Source organism: Kitasatospora saccharophila, from assembly GCF_039529925.1.
Taxonomy (GTDB): domain Bacteria; phylum Actinomycetota; class Actinomycetes; order Streptomycetales; family Streptomycetaceae; genus Kitasatospora; species Kitasatospora saccharophila.
In genome coordinates this window covers 54,953-72,857 of sequence record NZ_BAAANS010000007.1, presented here as the reverse complement: position 1 = coordinate 72,857, position 17,905 = coordinate 54,953, and the positions used below count along the sequence as shown (strand labels likewise).

General features: G+C 74.2%; 9 protein-coding genes. 1 reads left to right on the top strand and 8 read right to left on the bottom strand.

Annotated features, from left to right (window positions below; translation table 11 throughout):
- Positions 1-134 precede the first annotated feature (134 nt).
- The 3 genes from ABD345_RS07355 to ABD345_RS07345 all read right to left on the bottom strand — a co-directional run bounded on the left by ABD345_RS07355 (position 135) and on the right by ABD345_RS07345 (position 4,764).
- Positions 135-1,610, bottom strand: a complete 1,476-nt coding sequence (locus ABD345_RS07355; protein ID WP_344551019.1) for an RICIN domain-containing protein — start codon at positions 1,608-1,610, stop codon at positions 135-137.
- Complete coding sequence (locus ABD345_RS07350) at positions 1,607-3,025, bottom strand: pectinesterase family protein (RefSeq protein ID WP_344551018.1); 1,419 nt, start codon at positions 3,023-3,025, stop codon at positions 1,607-1,609. The genes ABD345_RS07355 and ABD345_RS07350 overlap by 4 nt, the downstream gene beginning before the upstream one ends.
- A 209-nt stretch (positions 3,026-3,234) precedes the next feature.
- Complete coding sequence (locus ABD345_RS07345; protein ID WP_344551017.1) at positions 3,235-4,764, bottom strand: helix-turn-helix domain-containing protein; 1,530 nt, start codon at positions 4,762-4,764, stop codon at positions 3,235-3,237.
- A 229-nt stretch (positions 4,765-4,993) separates the two neighbouring features.
- Between ABD345_RS07345 and ABD345_RS07340 the strand changes: the two genes are divergently transcribed.
- Complete coding sequence (locus tag ABD345_RS07340) at positions 4,994-7,126, top strand: sigma-70 family RNA polymerase sigma factor (RefSeq protein WP_344551016.1); 2,133 nt, start codon at positions 4,994-4,996, stop codon at positions 7,124-7,126.
- 17 nt (positions 7,127-7,143) lie between these two features.
- Here ABD345_RS07340 and ABD345_RS07335 read toward each other — a convergent pair whose 3' ends face one another.
- The 5 genes from ABD345_RS07335 to ABD345_RS07315 all read right to left on the bottom strand — a co-directional run bounded on the left by ABD345_RS07335 (position 7,144) and on the right by ABD345_RS07315 (position 17,818).
- Positions 7,144-8,052 (bottom strand): squalene/phytoene synthase family protein, encoded by a 909-nt coding sequence (locus ABD345_RS07335; RefSeq protein WP_344551014.1) that lies wholly within the window; start codon positions 8,050-8,052, stop codon positions 7,144-7,146.
- A 259-nt stretch (positions 8,053-8,311) separates the two neighbouring features.
- Entirely contained in the window at positions 8,312-8,926 is a 615-nt protein-coding gene (locus ABD345_RS07330; protein WP_344551013.1) for a class I SAM-dependent methyltransferase, read from the bottom strand.
- A 28-nt stretch (positions 8,927-8,954) separates the two neighbouring features.
- The gene (locus ABD345_RS07325; protein ID WP_344551012.1) at positions 8,955-12,221 is read right to left on the bottom strand and encodes an ATP-binding protein; all 3,267 of its coding nucleotides are present in this window, start codon (positions 12,219-12,221) and stop codon (positions 8,955-8,957) included.
- Between the two features lie 150 nt (positions 12,222-12,371).
- Positions 12,372-15,272 carry an FG-GAP-like repeat-containing protein gene (locus ABD345_RS07320; protein WP_344551011.1) on the bottom strand — a complete coding sequence of 967 codons (2,901 nt, stop codon included), beginning with the start codon at positions 15,270-15,272 and terminating at the stop codon, positions 12,372-12,374.
- On the bottom strand, positions 15,272-17,818 hold the full coding sequence (locus tag ABD345_RS07315) for a S8 family serine peptidase (RefSeq protein ID WP_344551010.1): 2,547 nt from the start codon (positions 17,816-17,818) through the stop codon (positions 15,272-15,274). Before ABD345_RS07315 ends, ABD345_RS07320 begins: the two co-directional genes overlap by 1 nt.
- Between the last annotated feature and the right edge of the window lie 87 nt (positions 17,819-17,905).

The window sequence follows — 17,905 nt, the reverse complement described above, 5'->3', positions numbered from 1 at the left end:
CCGCCGTCGATGCTCGGCCACCCCGTCCGCGGCGGCGGGCAGGCTTACCGTGGCGCGGGGTGGAGCCACCCGGGCGGGGGAACGCCGGGCCCGCCCCCGCCCCCACCCGGCGCGGGGGCGGACCCGGCGGGGTGTCAGCCGATGGTGCTCTGCGGGCCGGCGTACTGGGCGAGCAGCGCGGGCACGTCCTTGGCGTGGTCCAGGGTGTACGGGTAGAAGGAGGACGGGGTGAAGGTGGTGCCGTTGGTCTGCTGCTTGCCGGTGCTGTTGACCACGATGCTGCCGCTCTGGCTCAGCGCGGCGGCGGAAGTGTCGTTGTAGTAGGGGTTGTTGACGTGGTCGTAGTAGCTGTTCTCGATCACCGTCCGGGAGGCGCCGCGCGAGAGGTTGCCGTAGGAGGCGACGTTCTGCAGGTAGTTGTTGTAGAGGTGGGCGTAGGCGACGTTGTCCACGCTGGGGTTGCGCTGGTTGGTGTCGTGGATCCAGTTGTGGTGGATGGTGATCCGGGCGGTGACGTTGTCGGTCCAGCCGATGCCGAACGCCTTGTTCTCCTCGCCGAGGACGTTCCAGGAGACGGTGAGGTAGCTGGTGTCCTTCCGGCTGTCGATCAGGCCGTCGTTCATCCGCTCGATCCGGTTGTGGTCGATCCACACGTGGTCGGCGGTGTCCATCTGGATGCCGTCGTAGTCGTACACCTTGTCGTCCGGGTCGTCGTCGGCCATCTGCGCGTCCCGGATGGTGAGGTTGCGCAGGATCACGTTGTGGACGCCGGTGCCGAGGAAGAACCCGCCGTGGACGATCTCGCCCGCCGTGCCGACGCCGACGATGGTCTTGTCCGACTTCACCGGGATCTCGTGGCCGTACGGGGAGGCGGTGACGGCCGCCGCGACCCGGATCGTGTAGGGGCCGTCCGCCGTCGCGTACTCGACCAGGTCGGCGTAGCTGGTGACGGTGACGGTCGGTCCGGCCGCGCCGCCGGTCGTCCCGCCGCCGGTGGAGGCGAAGCCGTCCGCGGTGTTCGACCAGGTCCGTCCGGTGTCGACGGGGCGGAAGGCCCACTGCTTGTTGGTGTTGGCGGTGCAGGTCTCCTGGATCACCGGCGTCCCCGAGGCCGTCGACGCACCCTGGTCACTGACGCACAACCCGCTGCGCACACTGACGACCTGGAACGTCCCCGACCCGCTCGCCACCAGCGACCACTGCTGATTGCTCTGCCCCGCCCCGCACCCCCACTGCTGCAACTGCACCCCGCTCACCGTCGAACCCGACGGCACGTCCACGCACATCCCGCTCTTCACGTTCACCAACTGGTACACACCCGAGGACACCGGCACCAACCGGAACTGCTGATTGCCCTGCCCGGCCCCGCACCCCCACTGCTGCAACTTCGCCCCCGACGCCGTCGAACCCGACGGCACGTCCAGACACATCCCGCTCTTCACCACCGCCAACTGGTACGTCCCGGCGGCCGGCAGGGTGACGGCCTCCGCCGGGGCCCCGAGGACCGAGACGGTGCCCGCGCCGAGCAGCAGGGCCGCGGCGGTGGCGGTCAGGCGGCGGGTGGTGGTGGCTCGCATGGTGGTGTCCCTTCGAACGGCGGTGGTGGTCATCGGACGGGGTTCCAGCCGTCGGCGCCCGCCAGGTACTTCTGCGGGGTGTAGGCGGCGGCCTGGGCGTCGGTGAGCTGCGGGCGGTTGGCGTTCACGCCCGCGCCCGCGCCGGTGTTGCGGTACTCGAAGTACCGGGCCTTCTGCCAGGTGCTGGTGGACATGTCGGTCCAGGGCTGCGCGGTGGCGATGGTGTCGGTCAGCACCGACTCCCGGTACACCACCTGCGCGTCCTGCCGCCACGGCCGCCCCAGCTGGGTCTTGCCGGCGGTCGTGCCGTCCACCGTCGAGCGGTAGAACAGGAAGCCGTAGGCTCGGGCGGCCGGGGTGCTGGCGGCGGTGACCGGGCCGCCGGTGGTGCGCTTCTCGTGGATCCGGCAGTTGTCGAACACGGCGACGCCGCCGCCGTAGATGAAGTCGACCGTCCCCTCGACGTACGAGCCGACCACGTACGTCCGGGCGCTCTCGTTGACCAGGAAGGTGTCCTGGTCGCCCAGCAGCCGCACGTTGTCGAGCAGCGCCCGGTCGGCGTCCAGGTAGAGTGCGAGCGCCTGGTCGCCGGTGTCGGAGCTGTTCTCGTCGAAGTCGTTGCTGAAGGTGAGGTTGGTCGCCGTGAAGTCGTGGCCCTGCGCGACCACCGTGGCGCTGCCCGAGGTGCCGTAGCTGCCGGCGTTCCGGTTGCCGACCAGCACCACGTCCGCCGGGCCCGCGCCCAGCCCCTGGAGGGTGACGAACGGCTTGTCGGCGGGGACGGTGACCTTCTCCCGGTAGGTGCCGGGCTTGATGGTGATCACCACCCGGCTGGCGTTGCCGCTGCCGACGGCGTCGATCGCCGCCTGCACGGTGCTGTAACGGCCGGTGCCGTCCTGGGCGACGGTCGGCGCGGCGGTGCTGCCGACGGGGCGGAAGGCCCACTGCTTGTTGGTGTTGGCGGTGCAGGTCTCCTGGATCACCGGCGTCCCCGAAGTGGTCGACGCACCCTGGTCACTGACGCACAACCCGCTGCGCACACTGACGACCTGGAACGTCCCCGACCCGCTCGCCACCAGCGACCACTGCTGGTTGCTCTGCCCCGCCCCGCACCCCCACTGCTGCAACTGCACCCCGCTCACCGTCGAACCCGACGGCACGTCCACGCACATCCCGCTCTTCACGTTCACCAACTGGTACACACCCGAGGACACCGGCACCAACCGGAACTGCTGATTGCCCTGCCCGGCCCCGCACCCCCACTGCTGCAACTTCGCCCCCGACGCCGTCGAACCCGACGGCACGTCCAGACACATCCCGCTCTTCACCACCGCCAACTGGTACGTCCCGGCGGCCGGCAGGGTGGCCGCACCGGCCGGGGCGGCCGTCACCACCCCCGCCCCGAGCACCACCGCGGCCACCGCCGCGCCACGCAATCTTCCGGACATCGGTCCGCCCTCTCTGCACAGGGAACCCTCGCTGCCGGCCGGGTCGGCCCGCAGCACCCCTGTAGACGGGCGGCGGCACGACGGGATGACAGAAACTTTTCAGCGGGATTTCCGCCGGCCCCTCGGGGCGGGCACGCGGAGGGGCGCCCGACCGTCGGCCGGGCGCCCCTCACCGCACTGGTGCGATGCCGTGCTGGTGCGTGTCGGTGTCAGATGTCGCGGAAGACCTCGATCTGCGCGCCCACCGAGTTGAGCCGGGCCGCCAGGTCCTCGTAGCCGCGGTTGATCACGTAGACGTTGCGCAGGATCGAGGTGCCCTCGGCGGCCAGCATCGCCAGCAGCAGCACCATCGCGGGGCGCAGCGCGGGCGGGCACATCATCTCGGCGGCGCGCCAGCGGGTCGGGCCCTCGACCAGGACGCGGTGCGGGTCCATGAGTTGGACGCTGGCGCCGACCCGGCCGAGTTCGGTGAGGTAGACCGAGCGGTTCTCGTACACCCAGTCGTGGACCAGCGTGCTGCCGTGCGCGCAGGCGGCGATGGCGGCGAAGAACGGCAGGTTGTCGATGTTGATGCCGGGGAACGGCATCGGGTGGATCTTGTCGATCGGCGCGACCAGCTTGGAGGGGCGCACGGTGAGGTCGGTGAGCCGGGTGCGGCCGTTGGCGGCCGGGTACTCGGGGCCGCGCTCGCAGTCGAGGCCCATCTCCTCCAGGACGGCGAGCTCGATCTCGATGAACTCGATCGGGACGCGCCGGATGGTGAGTTCGGAGTCGGTGACGACGGCGGCGGTGAGCAGGCTCATCGCCTCGACCGGGTCCTCGGAGGGGGCGTAGTCGACGTCGGCGTCGATGACGGCCTTGCCGTGCACGGTGAGGGTGGTGGTGCCGATGCCCTCGACCCGGACGCCGAGCAGTTCCAGGAAGAAGCACAGGTCCTGGACCATGTAGTTGGCGCTGGCGTTGCGGATGACGGTGGTGCCGGGGTGCCGGGCGGCGGCCAGCAGCACGTTCTCGGTGACGGTGTCGCCGCGTTCGGTGAGCACGATCGGGCGCTGCGGGGAGACGCCGCGGTCGACGGTGGCCCGGTAGGTGCCGGTGGTGGCGCTGACGTGCAGGCCGAACTGGCGCAGTGCCGACAGGTGCGGCTGGACGGTGCGGGTGCCGAGGTCGCAGCCGCCCGCGTAGGGGATCTCGAAGTGGTCGGCGCGGTGCAGCAGCGGGCCGAGGAACATCAGGATGCTGCGGGTGCGCCGGGCGGCGTCCTCGTCCATGCCGGAGAGGTCGAGTTCGGCGGGCGGGGTGATCTCCAGGTCGGTGCCGCCGTTGGTCCAGCGGTGGCGGACGCCGATGCTGGCGAGGACCTCCAGCAGCCGGTAGACCTCTTCGATCCGGGCCGCGCGCCGCAGGGTGGTGCGGCCGGTGGTGAGCAGGGAGGCGGCGAGCAGCGCGACGCAGGCGTTCTTGCTGGTGCGGACCTCGATGCTGCCGGAGAGGGGGCGGCCGCCGACCACCCGCAGGTTCATCGGCCCGGCCACGCCGAGCGAGACGATCTCGCTGTCGAGCGCCTCGCCGATCCGGGCGACCAGGTCCAGTCCGATGTTCTGGCCGCCGGACTCGATCCGGGCCACCGCGCTCTGGGTGGTGCCGAGGGCGGTGGCGAGCTGGCTCTGCGTCCAGCCCTTGTGGGTGCGGGCGGCGCGGACGAGCTTGCCGATGCGGGAGAGGTAGTCTTCGCTCACCGCGTGAACATATCTCACCTGTGCGATACGACGCACATCTGCTGGCCGTTCCCGGGCGTGTCGGGGGACGGACGGGGGACGGACGGGGGACGGACGGGGGACGGACGGGCGTCACCGGAGGGCCGGACGGGGACCGCCGGGAGGAGGCCGGGTACCGAACCGCTTTACTGCCCGGGCGGGGTCATGCCAGGATGCGGACCCCGGTGCGGTCGGTCGGGGACGGAGAGGGGTGGCGGCGGTGCTCGCGGACGGTCGGCGGGAGGCGGTGACGGACGTCCCGCGACTGGTGACGGCGGCCCAGCAGGGGGACGCGGCGGCGCTGGAGCGGCTGCTGGGCACGCACCTGCCGCTGGTCTACAACCTGCTGGCCCGGGCGGTCGGTCCGACGGACGCCGACGACCTGACCCAGGAGACCATGCTGCGGGCGGTGCACGGGCTGGCGGGTCTGCGCGAGCCCGAACGTTTCAGGTCCTGGCTGGTGGCCATCGCCTACCGCCGGGCCCAGGAGCACGGGCGCCGCCGGACGGTGGAACTGCCGCACCGCTTCGAGTCGTTGGACGTCCCCGACCCGGGCACCGACTTCGCCGACCGGAGCGTCGCCGAACTGCTGCTCTCCGCCCAGCGCCGCGAACTCGTGCGCGCCACCGCCTGGTTGGACCAGGCCGACCGCCAACTGCTGGCCCTGTGGTGGCAGGAGACCGATGGCATCCTCACCCGCACCGAGCTCGCCGCCGCGCTCGGCCTCCAACCCGCGCACGCCGCCGTCAAGTTGAAGCGGATGAAGGCCCAACTCGACCTGGTCCGCGCCCTGGTGCGGGCCTTGGACGCCACGCCCCGCTGCGCCGGGCTCGAACGGGCCGCCGCCGGGTGGGACGGCCGGCCCGGCTCGGTGTGGCGCAAGCGGCTGGCCCGGCACCTGCGCGAGTGCGCCGCCTGCGAGGACCGCGCCACCGGCCTGGTCGCCCCGGAACGGCTGCTGCCCGGCCTCGGCGTGCTGCTGGTGCCGGACCGGCTCGCGGACGGGCTGGGCGCCGCGCTGCGCAAGGGCGTCCCCACCGCGGGCCGGACCGCCGCGGGCCGGACCGCCGGGTGGACGGCGGCGGGCGCCGTCGCCGCGGCGACGGCGGTGCTGCTGGCCGTCGTCCCGTGGTCGGGCCCGGACTCCCCCGCCCCGCAGCCCCCCGCACCCGTCACGGCCGCGACCACGCCCACGACCGCTGCCACCCAGGCGCCGCCGCCCTCCGAAGCCCCCTCGGCGTCCCCGTCCCCGTCCCCCTCCCCCACCGCGTCCGCCCGGCCCGCGGCCCCCGGCCCCGGCGTGGCGGTCGCGGACCTGTACGTCGCGCCGGACGGTTCGGACGACGCGGACGGCTCGCTGGCGCACCCGTTCGCCTCCCTGGCCCGGGCCGCGTCCGCCGTCCGGCCGGGCCAGACCATCGCGCTGCGCGGCGGCACCTACCGGCTGGCGGCGCCGGTGGGCATAACCGCGGCGGGCACCGCCGGGCAGCGGATCACCCTCTCCGCCTACCGCGACGAGCACCCGGTGCTGGACGCCGCCGCGCTGCCCGACTCCGCCTGGGCGGTCACCCAGAGCGGCGGCTTCTGGACCGTCCAGGGCCTGGAGCTGCGCGGCGCGGCGGGCCACGGCTGGGTGTGCACCGGCTGCCGCTCGATGGTGTTCCAACGCCTCGCCTTCCACGGCAACGGCCGCTCGGGGCTGCTGCTGCGGGACGCCGGGACGAGCGGGAACGCGGTGCTGGACAGCGACTTCTACGACAACCGGGACGCGGCCGGCACCGCGGGCATCGGGCTGGGCCTGACCTTCGGCTCGGGCGCGGGCAACGTGGTGCGCGGCAACCGCTTCCACGGCAACGCCACCGACGGCCTCGACCTGGGCGGCTTCACCGACCCGGTGACGGTGGACAGCAACTGGTCGTACCGCAACGGCAACGGCTTCACCCTGGGCGGCGGGGGCGGCCGCGCCCCGGTGGCGCACCTGGTGGCCAACAACGCGGCCTGGGACAACTCCGGCCTGGGCTTCAACGACGAGGGCAACCCGGGCGCGCTGCGGCTGACCGGCAACTCCGCCCTCCGCAACGCCCTGGCCGGCTTCTACCTGCCGGACGCGGCGGCCGAGCTGGCCGCCAACGCCGCCCTCGGCAACGGCCGGGATGTCCAACGCGCCCCGAAGTCCCGCTCATCCGGCAACAGTTGGGACGCCCCGGCCGCCGACCTGTTCGCCTCCACCGACCCGGCCGGCGCCGAGGGCCCGCGCCCGGCCGACGGCTCGCTGCCCGCCGGCGCCTTCCTGCTGCCCCGCACGGCGGCCGGCGCCACCATGACCGAGCGGCCCGGCTCCTGACGCCCGGCCCGGGGTCCTCAGCGCAGCCGCCGGGCCCGGAGGTACTCGCGGGTCAGCAGCCGCAGCAGGCCCGGCTTGCCGGGGCTCGCCGGGCGGCGCGGCAGTGCGCCGAGGTCGGCGCGGGCGGCGGCGGCGGTGAGCCGTTCGACGCCGATGATGCAGCGGATCATCGGCCGGTGCGCGGGCGGCGCGAGTTCGACGATCGCGCCGGCGGCGGCGCGGTCGCGGTCGGAGCGGTCGAGCAGTTCGCCGAGCAGGGCCCGGACGGCGGGGGTGTCCCGGGCGGCTTCGAGGTCGGCGCGGGTGACGCCGTGCGCGGCCAGGGCCCGTTCCGGGAGGGTGAGCCTGCCCTCCGCGAGGTCCTCGGCGAGGTCGTTGACGAAGTCCAGCCGCTGGCTGGAGTCGATGAACGTCCGGCAGGCGGCCCGGTAGGCGTCCTGGTCGCCGTCGGGGCCGAGCAGCGCGGCGACCACCATGAAGCCGGGCAGCGAGTACCCGTCCAGGTAGGTCTGGTAGTCGGCCTCGGTGGCGAAGCCCGCGAAGTCGAGGTCGGCGTCCGCGGCGGCCAGGAACTCCAGCACCCGCCCGCGCAGCACCGGGCGCGCCGCGGCGCTGTGCAGCAGCGGCCCCAGCTCGGGGTCGTCGGTGCGCCCGGCCTCCAGCGCGGCGGTGACCCGCTCGCGCCAACGGGCGGACGCGGCCCGCCGGGTGTCGACCGGTCCGCTGTCGAGCAGGTCGTCGGTGCGGTGCATGAACGCGGTCGCGGCGATCACGTGCGGGACGGTCGCGGGCGGCAGCAGCAGCCCGGCGGCCAGCGCGACCTCCCGCTTGTACGCCACCACCCGCTCCCGTTCCCGCCCGTACCCGGCCCGCAGTTCCGACTCCCGCACCCCCGCCGCGTCCAACGCCCGCTCCCAGCCGCCCACCCGTCCCCCCTCCCTCGCCCGTTCCGTCCGGTCCCCATCCTGCCAACCCTGCGGCGCCCCGGTTCCCACCGGGTCCTTTCCGGTCGCGGAACGGCCCGCAGCGGGCGGAAGCGGTCACCGCCGGCCGCTGCTGCTCTCGCTCACACCCGGCTGGCTGAGCATCACCCTCAATCTGTCGGCCGCCCTCACCGGCACCGCCACCGGCCGCCCCGTCCCCGGCGCCGCCGTGGCCTTCGAGGTCGGCACCGCCCCGCCGGGCTCAGCGGGCGGGCTTGTGCCAGGTCAGCGAGTAGCGGCGCAGCAGGTGCCGCCGGTAGCGGACGCCGGGCAGCAGGCGGCGGGCCTCGGCGCGGACCTGGCCGTAGCCCATCCGCGGGTCGGCGACCGGCATGCCGGCGGGGGCACTGGCCCGGCGGAGCACTTTGACGGCCCGGACGAGCGGGGCGGCGGCGATCAGGAAGGCCCGTTCGGCGGGGGTGCTCTCGCGGGCGATCCCGACGACCACCAGGGTGCCGCCGGGGCGCAGCAGTTCGCGCATCCGGGTGAGCGCGGCGGTGAAGTCCATGTGGTGGACGGCGGTCACCGAGCAGATGAAGTCGTAGGCCCCGGTGGGGAGTTCGGCGGTGAGGAAGTCGCCCTCCAGGAAGTCGGCCGCGGGCTCCCCGGCCGTCTGCCGCCGGGCTTCGGCGATCATCTCCGGCGAGCTGTCGATGCCGGTGACCCGGGCCGCCCGGCCGCTCAGTTTCCGCACCAGCAGCCCGTCCCCGCACCCGACGTCGAGCGCGGCGCCGCACCCGGGCGGGACCTCGCGCAGGATGCCGGGGTGCCTGGCGACGTTGGTGTTCCAGTACGGCCGGGGGTCGGGCTGCGGCATCCGTCCATGGTAGGCGGGCCGCGGGCGGTCAACTGCCCGGTTCGGCCCGGAGGGCGAGGACCCGGGTGAGGCCGGAGGGGTAGGGGAGGGTGCGGGCGAGGTGGTCGGCGCGGGTGAGGGCGGTGCGGGCGGTGGCGCCGTCGCCGAGGCGGGTGGCGGCGGTGGCGTGGGCGATCAGGGCCTCGTTCTCGGCGAGGCGTTCGCCGGTGCTGCGGGCGCGGGCGGCTTCGGCGGCGGCGATCCGGGCGGCTTCGGCGGGGCGTCCGGCGGCGAGGTGGGCGTAGGCGGCGAGTTCGGGGGCCCGTTCGGCGGCGCCGTCGCCGAGGGCGGCCAGCGCGCCGTCCGGGTCGGCGGCGTGCAGGGCGTACAGGGCGCGGGCGCGCCGCACTTCGTGGTGGGCCTGCTGGTCCTCGGGGGCGCCGGCCCGTTCCAGGAGGGCGGCGGCGCGTTCGCGGTCGCCGGTGCGCAGCAGGACGCGGGCGAGGACGGCCAGGGCGTAGGGCAGCGACCAGGCGTCGTCCCAGGCGGCGCCGGCGACGGCGGCTTCGGCGTACTGGGCGGCGGTGTCGTTCTCCTCCAGCAGGAGGTGGAGTTCGGCGAGGTTGAGCTGTTCGAAGGCGGTGGCGACGGGGTCGCCGGACTGCCGGGCGTGGTCGAGGGCCTGCCGGCCGAAGCGGACGGCGTCGTGCAGGCGGCCGTGCCGGCGGGCGTTCTCGCGCAGGGTGGAGAGCACGGCGCCGAGCAGGGTGGGTTCGCCGTACGCCTGGGCGGGGGCGAGGGCGCGGTCGCCGGCCTCGCGGGCTTCGCCGAAGCGGCCGGCCAGGCCGAGGTTGATGGCCTGCATGGCGTGCGAGCGGGCTTGCAGGAGCTGGCCGGCGGGGCCGGGGACGTGTTCGGCGGGCTGCTGGGCGCGGCGGGCGGCCCGGTGGGCGTCCTGGTAGCGGCCGTGGACCTGGTCGAGGTTGGAGCGGGCGAGGTGGTGCAGGGCGCGGGCCTCGGGGCCGGTGTCCTCGCCGGGCGGGTGGGCGCGCAGGACGGCGTCGGCGCTCTCCGACTCGCCGGTGCGGAACAGCGCCTCGGCGAGGTGGGCGGCGGCGATGACGGTGTCGTCGTGGGCGCCGCGGGCCAGGAACTCGGCGAGCGCGCTGCGCAGCACCTCGGCGGCGCGGCCGGGTTCGCCCATCCGGCGCAGGACCTGGCTGTGGGCGAGCCGGGCGCGGGCGGCGTCGACGTCGAGGCGGGCGACCAGGTCGCGGTAGTAGCGGTCGGCGGTGTCGTTGGCGTAGAGCGCGGCGGCGCGTTCGGCGGCGCGGCGCAGGTAGTCGGCGGCGCGCGGGTCGTCGGCGCGGGTGAAGTGGGAGGCGAGGGCGTCGACGGCGTCGGGGCGGCGGCGCTGGACGGCCTGGGCGTAGGAGGCGTGCAGTTGGCGGCGGCGGACGGCGGAGAGGCCGTCGTAGCAGGTGAGCCGGACGAGCGGGTGGCGGAAGGCGAGTCCGGCTTCGGCGCGTCCGGCGATGACGACCTGGCGTTCCTCGACCAGGGCGGCGGCGATGGCGTGTTCGACGGCGTCGGCGGCGGCGGCGCCGGTGACGGGCGGGTGCAGGCCGTGTTCGGCGACGTCGAGGAGTTCGGCGAGGGCGGCCTCGCCGCCGGCCACGGAGAGCGCTTCGACGAAGCGGCGGGCGTGCGGGTCGAGCCGGACGAGGCGTTCGCCGACCAGGTCGCGGACGCCGGCGGGGGGCTGGTCGGGGGCGTCGCCGCGGTCGCCGCCGCGGGCGAGTTCGAGGGCGAACAGCGGGTTGCCGAGCGAGAGTTCCCACACTTCGGGGCGGGGGGCGCGGCCGGTGGCCTCGCGGACGGCGGCCAGCACGGCGGCCTCGCCGAGCCGGCCGAGTTCCTCGCGGGCGGCGAGCTGCTGGCGGAGCAGGGCGGTGACGGCGAGGCGGCGGACGTCGCCGTCGGGGAGTTCCTCCTCGCGGTAGGTGGCGAGGAAGCGCAGCGGGGTGCGGCGGTCCTGGGCGCGCCGGGCGAGGTGGCCGAGGAGCTGGTGGGAGCCGGTGTCGGCGGCGTGCAGGTCGTCGAGGACGACCAGGACGGGGCGGGTGGCGGCGAGGTCGCCGAGCAGGGCGGCGCCGGCCCGGAACAGCCGGTCGCGCTCCTCCTCGGGGCTGCGGGCGGTGCCGGTGGGGATCTGGCCGAGCGAGGGGAGGAAGGCGGCGAGTTCGGGGTACTCGGCGCCGACCCTGGCCCGTTCGGCGGGGTCGTGTTCGGCGAGCCAGCCGTCGAGGGCGGCGGCGAAGGCGCCGTAGGGGGTGTGGTCCTCGGCGTCCTGGCCGCTGCCCCACAGGACGGCGGTGCCGGCGGCGGCCGCGCGGCGGGCGGCTTCGGCGGCGAGCCGGGTCTTGCCGATGCCCGCTTCGCCGGTGAGCAGGCGCACGGGCGGTCCGGCGGGGTCGAGCAGGCGGTCGAGTTCGGCGTCCCGGCCGTGCAGCCGGGTGGGGGCGGCGGTGCGCAGCCGGGCGGGGAGGGCGGTGGCGGCGGGTGCGGGTGCGGGGGCGGCGGCGAGGGCGGCGCGGTGCAGGCGTTCGGTCTCGGGGCCGGGGCGGATGCCGAGTTCGGTGTCGAGGGCTTCGCGGCACTGGTGGTACTGGCGCAGGGCGCGGCGGCGCTGTCCCTGGCGCAGGCAGGCGTCGATGAGCAGGCGGTGGGCGAGTTCCTCGGCGGGGCTGGTGGCGAGGACCTGTTCGGCGCAGGCGGCGGCGTCCTCGGGCCGGTCCTGGTCGAGGTGGGCGGCGGCGAGCCGGAGCAGGAGGTGTTCGCGCAGCCGGTCGAGCCGGCTGCGGCGGGCTTGGGCCCAGTGCGCGTAGCGGTCCTCGGGGAGCAGTTCGCCGCTGAACTGGCTTATCGCGTGGGCGAGTTGTTCGGCCCGTCCGTCGGCGAGGGCGTCCTCGGCGGCCTGTTCGGCGTGGTCGGCGTCGATCCAGACGGCGGCGGGGTCGAGCAGCAGGAGTCCGCCGTCGGCCTTGAGGTAGGAGGAGGCGGCGCGGGGGGCGAGTTCGGGTTCGAGGGCGTGCCGGGCGGCGTGCAGGGCGACCCGGAGGCTGCCGGCGGCGGCGGACGGGTCGGCGTCGGGCCAGCAGGTCTCCATGGCCTGTTCGCGGTGCAGCCGGTGGCCGGGGGTGACGGCGAGCAGTTTGACCAGGGCGCGGGCGCCGGGCCGGGGCCAGCGTTCGGCAAGTGGCGGCCCCGCGTCGCGTTCGGCCCGGAATCCCTCGAAGAGGTAAAGGCGCAGCATGGGTGGTGCGGTGTCCGTCCGGTCTGTCTCTCGTGCGCCCATAAGGCCGGTAACAGTACACGAACGAGCCCGGCACCCCGCAGGCGGGAGCCTGCGGGGTACCGGGTCTTTACCCGTTCGGGCGGTCTCGCGGGGGTTCCGTGGAGAACCTCAGGAGAGCTTGAACGTCGTCATCTGGTGAATGCCGTTGTCGATCGACAGCACGCCGCCGCCGAGGAGTTCGGCCGCCCGGTTGACGCCGAGGGCGTCGAAGTTGAGCGAGACCATCTCCTCCTTGCCGTCGCCGTCCAGGTCGACCGCCAGGTAGCTGCGGTTGCCGCGGCCGCCGGCCAGGGCGAGGGCGGAGTGGAAGGCGTTGCCGTCGCCGACGATCGCCGGGTCGTAGGCGGCGATGCCGCCCTCGGTGCCGCCGACCAGCAGCCGCTTGCCGTCGGGGCCGGTGATGAACTGCGCGGTGCGCAGCGGCGCGGTGGTGGAGGTCCAGCGGTCCTCGCCGTTGGCCAGGTACTGGCGCAGCACACCGAAGCCCATCTCCTGGAGGCCGTCGCCGTCCTCGCCGGTGAAGAAGTCGCCGTGCGACCAGGGGCTGCCGGCGACCTTCTGGTAGAGCACCTCGCCGGTGCGGCCGTCGCGGATCTCGGTGACCGACATCGGGCTGGCCAGGTCGGTGCTGCCGTCGTCGATGCCGCCGGGGACGGCCGTGATGATCCAGGTGTAGACCACGGCGTGGCCGTCGGCGTACGGGATCTTCGGCGAGGCGTAGACCGCGTGGTCGAGCAGCGCGCCGTGCAGCTTCCCGTCGACGGCGGCGGCGGGCGCCTTGGGGTCGGCCTGCCAGCGCAGGGTGCCCTTGGCGGCGTCCAGGGCGACGCCGTTCTGCACCGAGTCGCTCTTGCGCATGGCGCCGACGCCCGAGTACTGGGCGAACACCGTCCCCTCGGAGACCACGGTGTCGGAGAAGACCACCTCGCCGGAGCCGGCCGGGGCGCCGTACGTCCACAGCGGTTTGCCGTCGCCGCGGTAGGCGCGCAGCGCGTCCGTCGGCACCAGGATCTCGGACTTCCCGTCGCCGTCCAGGTCGGCCAGCGTCACCGAGCGGACGTACTTCCCGCCGCCGTCGACGGTGGTGAGCACCTTGCCGGTGCGGCCGTCCAGGACGACGGTGGCGGTGTCGGCGGCGACCACCACCTCGGGCTTGCCGTCGCCGTTGACGTCGCCGGTGGCGACGGCGTGCACCTCGCCGGGGACGGTGGCCCGCCACAGCTGCTTGGGGGCGCCGGTGAGCAGCGAGGGGCCGGAGAAGGCCCAGACGCCGTCGGAGCTGCCGCCCGCGACGACGTCCTGGCTGCCGTCGCCGTCCAGGTCGGCGGCGGCGGCGTAGTTGAGGTCGCCCTGCAGCGGGGTGAGGCTCTTCTGCTTGCCGTTGCCGAGGTTGTAGGTGTGGATGTTCTGCTGCTGGTCGACGGTGCGCACGACGCCGCCGTCGATCTGCTGGAAGCGCGGCGAGGCGCTGGTGCCGGCGGTGCTCCAGCGGACCTTGCCGTTGCCGTTGTACGCGGTGAGCGTGCCGTAGCGCAGGCCGGAGACGTTCTCGGCGGTGTCGGTGCCGGTGCCGTCCTGGGCGCTGGCGTAGAGCGTGCCGTCGACGACGTCGAGCTGCCAGGCGCTGGGGCCGTCGCCGCCGGCGGAGCTCCGCTTGGTGGTGGAGGTCCACTGGACGGTGGAGCCGTCGGCGCCGTCCAGGGCCCGCACGGTGCTGGAGTTGACGTACAGGCTGACGTCGAAGGTGGACTCGCTGACCACGTACTCGGCGCCGGCCGCCTTGCCGATGTCGCCGACGGTCAGGGCGGTGACCATCGCGTTGACCCGGGTGTCGAGCACCTTCCGGGCGCCGGTGCCCAGGTCGTAGGCGACCAGCGAGTAGCTCACGGCCTCGAAGTAGTCGGTCTGCTCGACGGCGACCAGCCGGTTGCGGGCGGCGTCCAGCTGGAGCTGGCGGCCGAGCAGGTCGCCGTCGGTCTGCCAGCCGAGCGAGCCGTCGGCGGTGTCCAGCACCAGGGTGGTGCTGCGGGCCGGGGCGGTGGCGGTCCGGCGCCGGTCGAAGGAGACCGCGACCTTGCCGCCGCCGAGCTTCACCAGGTCGCCCCAGGCGGCCTCGCCGCTCGCCTTGCTGACGCCGGTGTCGTACGTCCAGGTCGAGGCGGGGGTGAGCTTGCCGTCCGCGTGGTCGAACCGGATGCCGCTGAGGGTGGCGGTGGCGGTGCGGGCCGCGCTGGTGTTGTTGCTCGGCGCGTCGGAGACCAGCAGGGTGCCGTCGACGATCCGGACGAGGGTGGCGGTGGCGTACAGCTTGGACCACAGGGTCTGGCCGGTGGAGCCGTCCAGGACGGTGACGAAGGAGCCGTAGGTGAGCGCGGAGCCGGGCGAGGTGATCGGCCGGTAGGGCGCTTCGCCGACGGTCGCGGAGATCACCAGGTCGGGCACGCCGTCGCCGGTGAGGTCGCCGGTGTCGTAGCCCTGGCGGGAGTCCGAGCCGAACGGGTCGAGCGGGTTGTAGCCGAGCGGGATGCGCGCCGGGTACGGCTCGGTGTCCCAGGGGCGCAGCGGCTTGGCCTGCCAGTCGGCGTACAGCGAGGCGTTGGTGCGGGCCCAGGCGGTGGAGCCGTCGGCCTTGTGCAACTGGACGTTGCCGAGGCTGTGCAGGGTGAAGTAGCTGCCGTCGGAGCCGGCCGGGACGGTCTTGGCCAGGCCGCGCACGCCCTCCAGGGCGGAGCCGGCGGTGAAGGTGACGGGCGCGTGGGCGTCCAGGTGGCTGCCGCTGCCGGTGCCGTCCGGGGTTCCGGTCCCGGCGCTGTCGGTGGCGGCGGCCTGCGGGTACAGGTCGGCGTTCAGCCGGGCGTCGATGTCCTGGGCCTGGCGCTCGGTCAGCTTGATCACGCCGTCGGTCCCGGCGGTGGCGTCGGCGGCCAGCGCGTACGGGGCGGCGGTCAGCGCCAGGCCCGCGGCGACCAGGCCGGAGGCGAGCCGGAGGGCTCTGCGGTGGGTGGTCATCACTTGGCTCCCTGGGTGAAGCGGATCGCCGAGCCGTTGGTCAGGACGGCCTGGTTGAAGGAGTACTGGAGGGCGTCGGTGCCGGCCTGGTTCTCCAGGCCGACGGTGGCGCCGGAGCCCGCCCCGGGCACGTTCTGGTACTGGAAGGTGATGGCGCCGGTGGCCTCGTCGAACAGCACCTCGAAGCTGACCCGCTTCGAACTGTCGGCGACCAGCGGGACGTTGTCCCAGACCACGGCGAAGGTGCGCTTGCCCGCGGTGCCGGTGGTGGCGGTGGTGACGGTGGCCTTCTTGTCGAGGGTCAGGTCGTCCCAGAACGGGGCGACGACGCCGTTCGGCTGGTAGGCGGTGGGCAGCGCGGTGTTGGCGTAGTCGCCGATCCGCGGCTGCAGGAAGTCGACCAGGCCGTTGGTGGTGACGGCGGCGCTGGTGTACGTCACGCCGTAGTACGTCACCGGGAACGGCAGGCTGACGGTCTTGGCGTCCTCGTCGCCGCTGAGCGCGACCTTGCTGCTGCCCTTGACCCAGCCGTAGGCGGCGGGGGCGCAGCTGGTGCCGGAGTTGTCGGTCCGGGCCGGGGTCCGCACGGTCTTCTTGACGTCGGCGGCGACGGCCAGCGGGCCGGTCCAGACGCCGTTGCACAGCACCGGCTGGGCGGGCTTGACGGTCAGCGTGTAGCCGCCCTCGGCGACCTTGCCCAGGGTGTACGAGCCGTCCTGGCCGGAGACCACCGAGGCGACGGGGGTGCCGGTGAGTTCGACCACGGCGCCCGCCAGCGGCTTGCCGGTGACGTCCAGCACGGTGCCGGTGACGGCGTGGGTGGCGACGGCGGTCATCGCCAGCGGGACGCTCTGCGGCTGCCCGGCGGCGACCGTCAGGCCCTTGACCTCGAAGTTCGCGTAGCCGTAGCCGGCGGCGGCGAGGTCGTAGCTGCCGGGGGCCAGCGCGAGCCGGTAGGAGCCGTCGGGGGCGGTGGTGACGGTGCGGGTGCCGGTGGCGTCCGAGCTGATCTTGACGGTGATGCCCGCCAGCGGGGCGCCGGTCGCCTTGTCGGTGGCCTTGCCGGTGATGTTCACGGCGGTGTGCGGGGCCAGGTCGACGGACTTGAGGATGTCGAGCCTGCCCTCGCCCCACACGTTGTTCATGCCGGCGGTGCCGCCGCAGTGGGTGTCGTCGACGTCCCGGGCGCCCTGGTCGAGCAGCGCGCGGGTGCCCTCGATGTCGCCGATCAGGCTGGGCGCGGCCGACCACAGCAGCGCGGCCGCCCCGGCCACGTGCGGGGTCGCCATCGAGGTGCCGGACTCCGCCATGTACGCCGAACCCGGCCAGGTGGAGCGGACGTTGACGCCGGGGGCGGAGATGTTCGGCTTGGCCGAGCCGTCCACCAGGGACGGGCCGAAGCCGGAGAAGTTCGCTATCTTGCCGTTCGCGTCGTACGCGCCCACGCCGTAGGACGGGGCCTGCGAGCCGGGGGCGTGCGCGGTGGAGCAGGTGGTGCCGTCGCCGTCGTTGCCGGCCGCGAAGGCTTCGAAGATGCCCGCGGAGTTCCAGGCTTCGACGATGTCCTGGTAGAAGGTGGTGTCGTCACCGCCCCAGGAGTTGTTGACGATGTTCGGCGCCAGGTCGGGCCGCGGGTTGTTGCCGTTGTGGTCGGTCGGCGCCAGGATCCACTGGCCGGCCTTCAGCAGGTACTCGTCCGAGCACTGCGAGGACTCGCAGCCCTTGGCGGCGATCCACTTGGCGTTCGGGGCGACGCCGATGCCGTTCTTGGCGACCATGGTGCCCATCGTGTGGGTGCCGTGGCCGTTGTTGTCGCACGGGGTGCTGGGGGTGGCGCAGTTCCCGGTCGGGTCGTAGAAGTTGTAGTCGTTGGTGAAGGTGCCGTCGCCGTTGTTGCCGCGGTAGTTGGCGACCAGGTCCGGGTGGTCGTACTGCACGCCGGAGTCGACGTTGGCGATCACGATGCCCTCGCCGCGCGCGTCGTACTGCGACCACACCTGGTCGGCCTCGATGTCCTTCACGCCCCACTCGGGCGTGCCGTCGCCCGCGTCGGTGGCGGCGGTGGCCGACAGTTGGCTGTCGTCCACGTGGTACGTCTGCGCCTTGACGATCTTCTGCACGTCGTCGCGCTTGGCCAGCTTCGCGATCAGCTTCGCGTCGCCGGTGACCTGGACGGCGTTGGCGATCCAGTAGTCCTGGTGGCCGACCTTCTGCTCGTCCAGGAACTTCTTCAGCGCGCCCTGGCTGCGCTGCGCGGTGTCCTGCAGCTGCTGGTAGGCGGTCCGCGCCCGCTCGGCGTGCGAGCCCTTGCCCTTGGACTTGCCCAGGTCGGCGCGGTCCTTGAGCACCACGAAGAAGGTGGCGTCCTGGCCCCCCGCCACCGCGCCGGTCAGGGCCGGGTCCACCTGGACGGTGGCGGAGCCGGACGGGGAGGGGGCGGCGGCCACCGCCGCGGGCAGCGGGGACGCGGTCAGGCCGGCCGTCACGGTCAGTGCGGCAGTGGCCCAGAGAGCCGTTCTGCGCCGGTTCTGTCGGGGCAGGTGCATCGGGGAGATCCTCCAGGGAGGGAGCGGGATTCCCCGAAGGTAGGGAGGGGCCGTTACTGCGGAATTACAGGCTCCGCGGACGCCGCC

Bases quoted from the DNA above. Each gene is read 5' to 3' on its own strand.
- ABD345_RS07355 (WP_344551019.1), bottom strand. From the start codon at position 1,610: ATGACCACCACCGCCGTTCGAAGGGACACCACCATGCGAGCCACCACC.
- ABD345_RS07350 (WP_344551018.1), bottom strand. From the start codon at position 3,025: ATGTCCGGAAGATTGCGTGGCGCGGCGGTGGCCGCGGTGGTGCTCGGG.
- ABD345_RS07330 (WP_344551013.1), bottom strand. From the start codon at position 8,926: ATGCCGCAGCCCGACCCCCGGCCGTACTGGAACACCAACGTCGCCAGG.
- ABD345_RS07325 (WP_344551012.1), bottom strand. From the start codon at position 12,221: ATGCTGCGCCTTTACCTCTTCGAGGGATTCCGGGCCGAACGCGACGCG.
- ABD345_RS07320 (WP_344551011.1), bottom strand. From the start codon at position 15,272: ATGACCACCCACCGCAGAGCCCTCCGGCTCGCCTCCGGCCTGGTCGCC.
- ABD345_RS07315 (WP_344551010.1), bottom strand. From the start codon at position 17,818: ATGCACCTGCCCCGACAGAACCGGCGCAGAACGGCTCTCTGGGCCACT.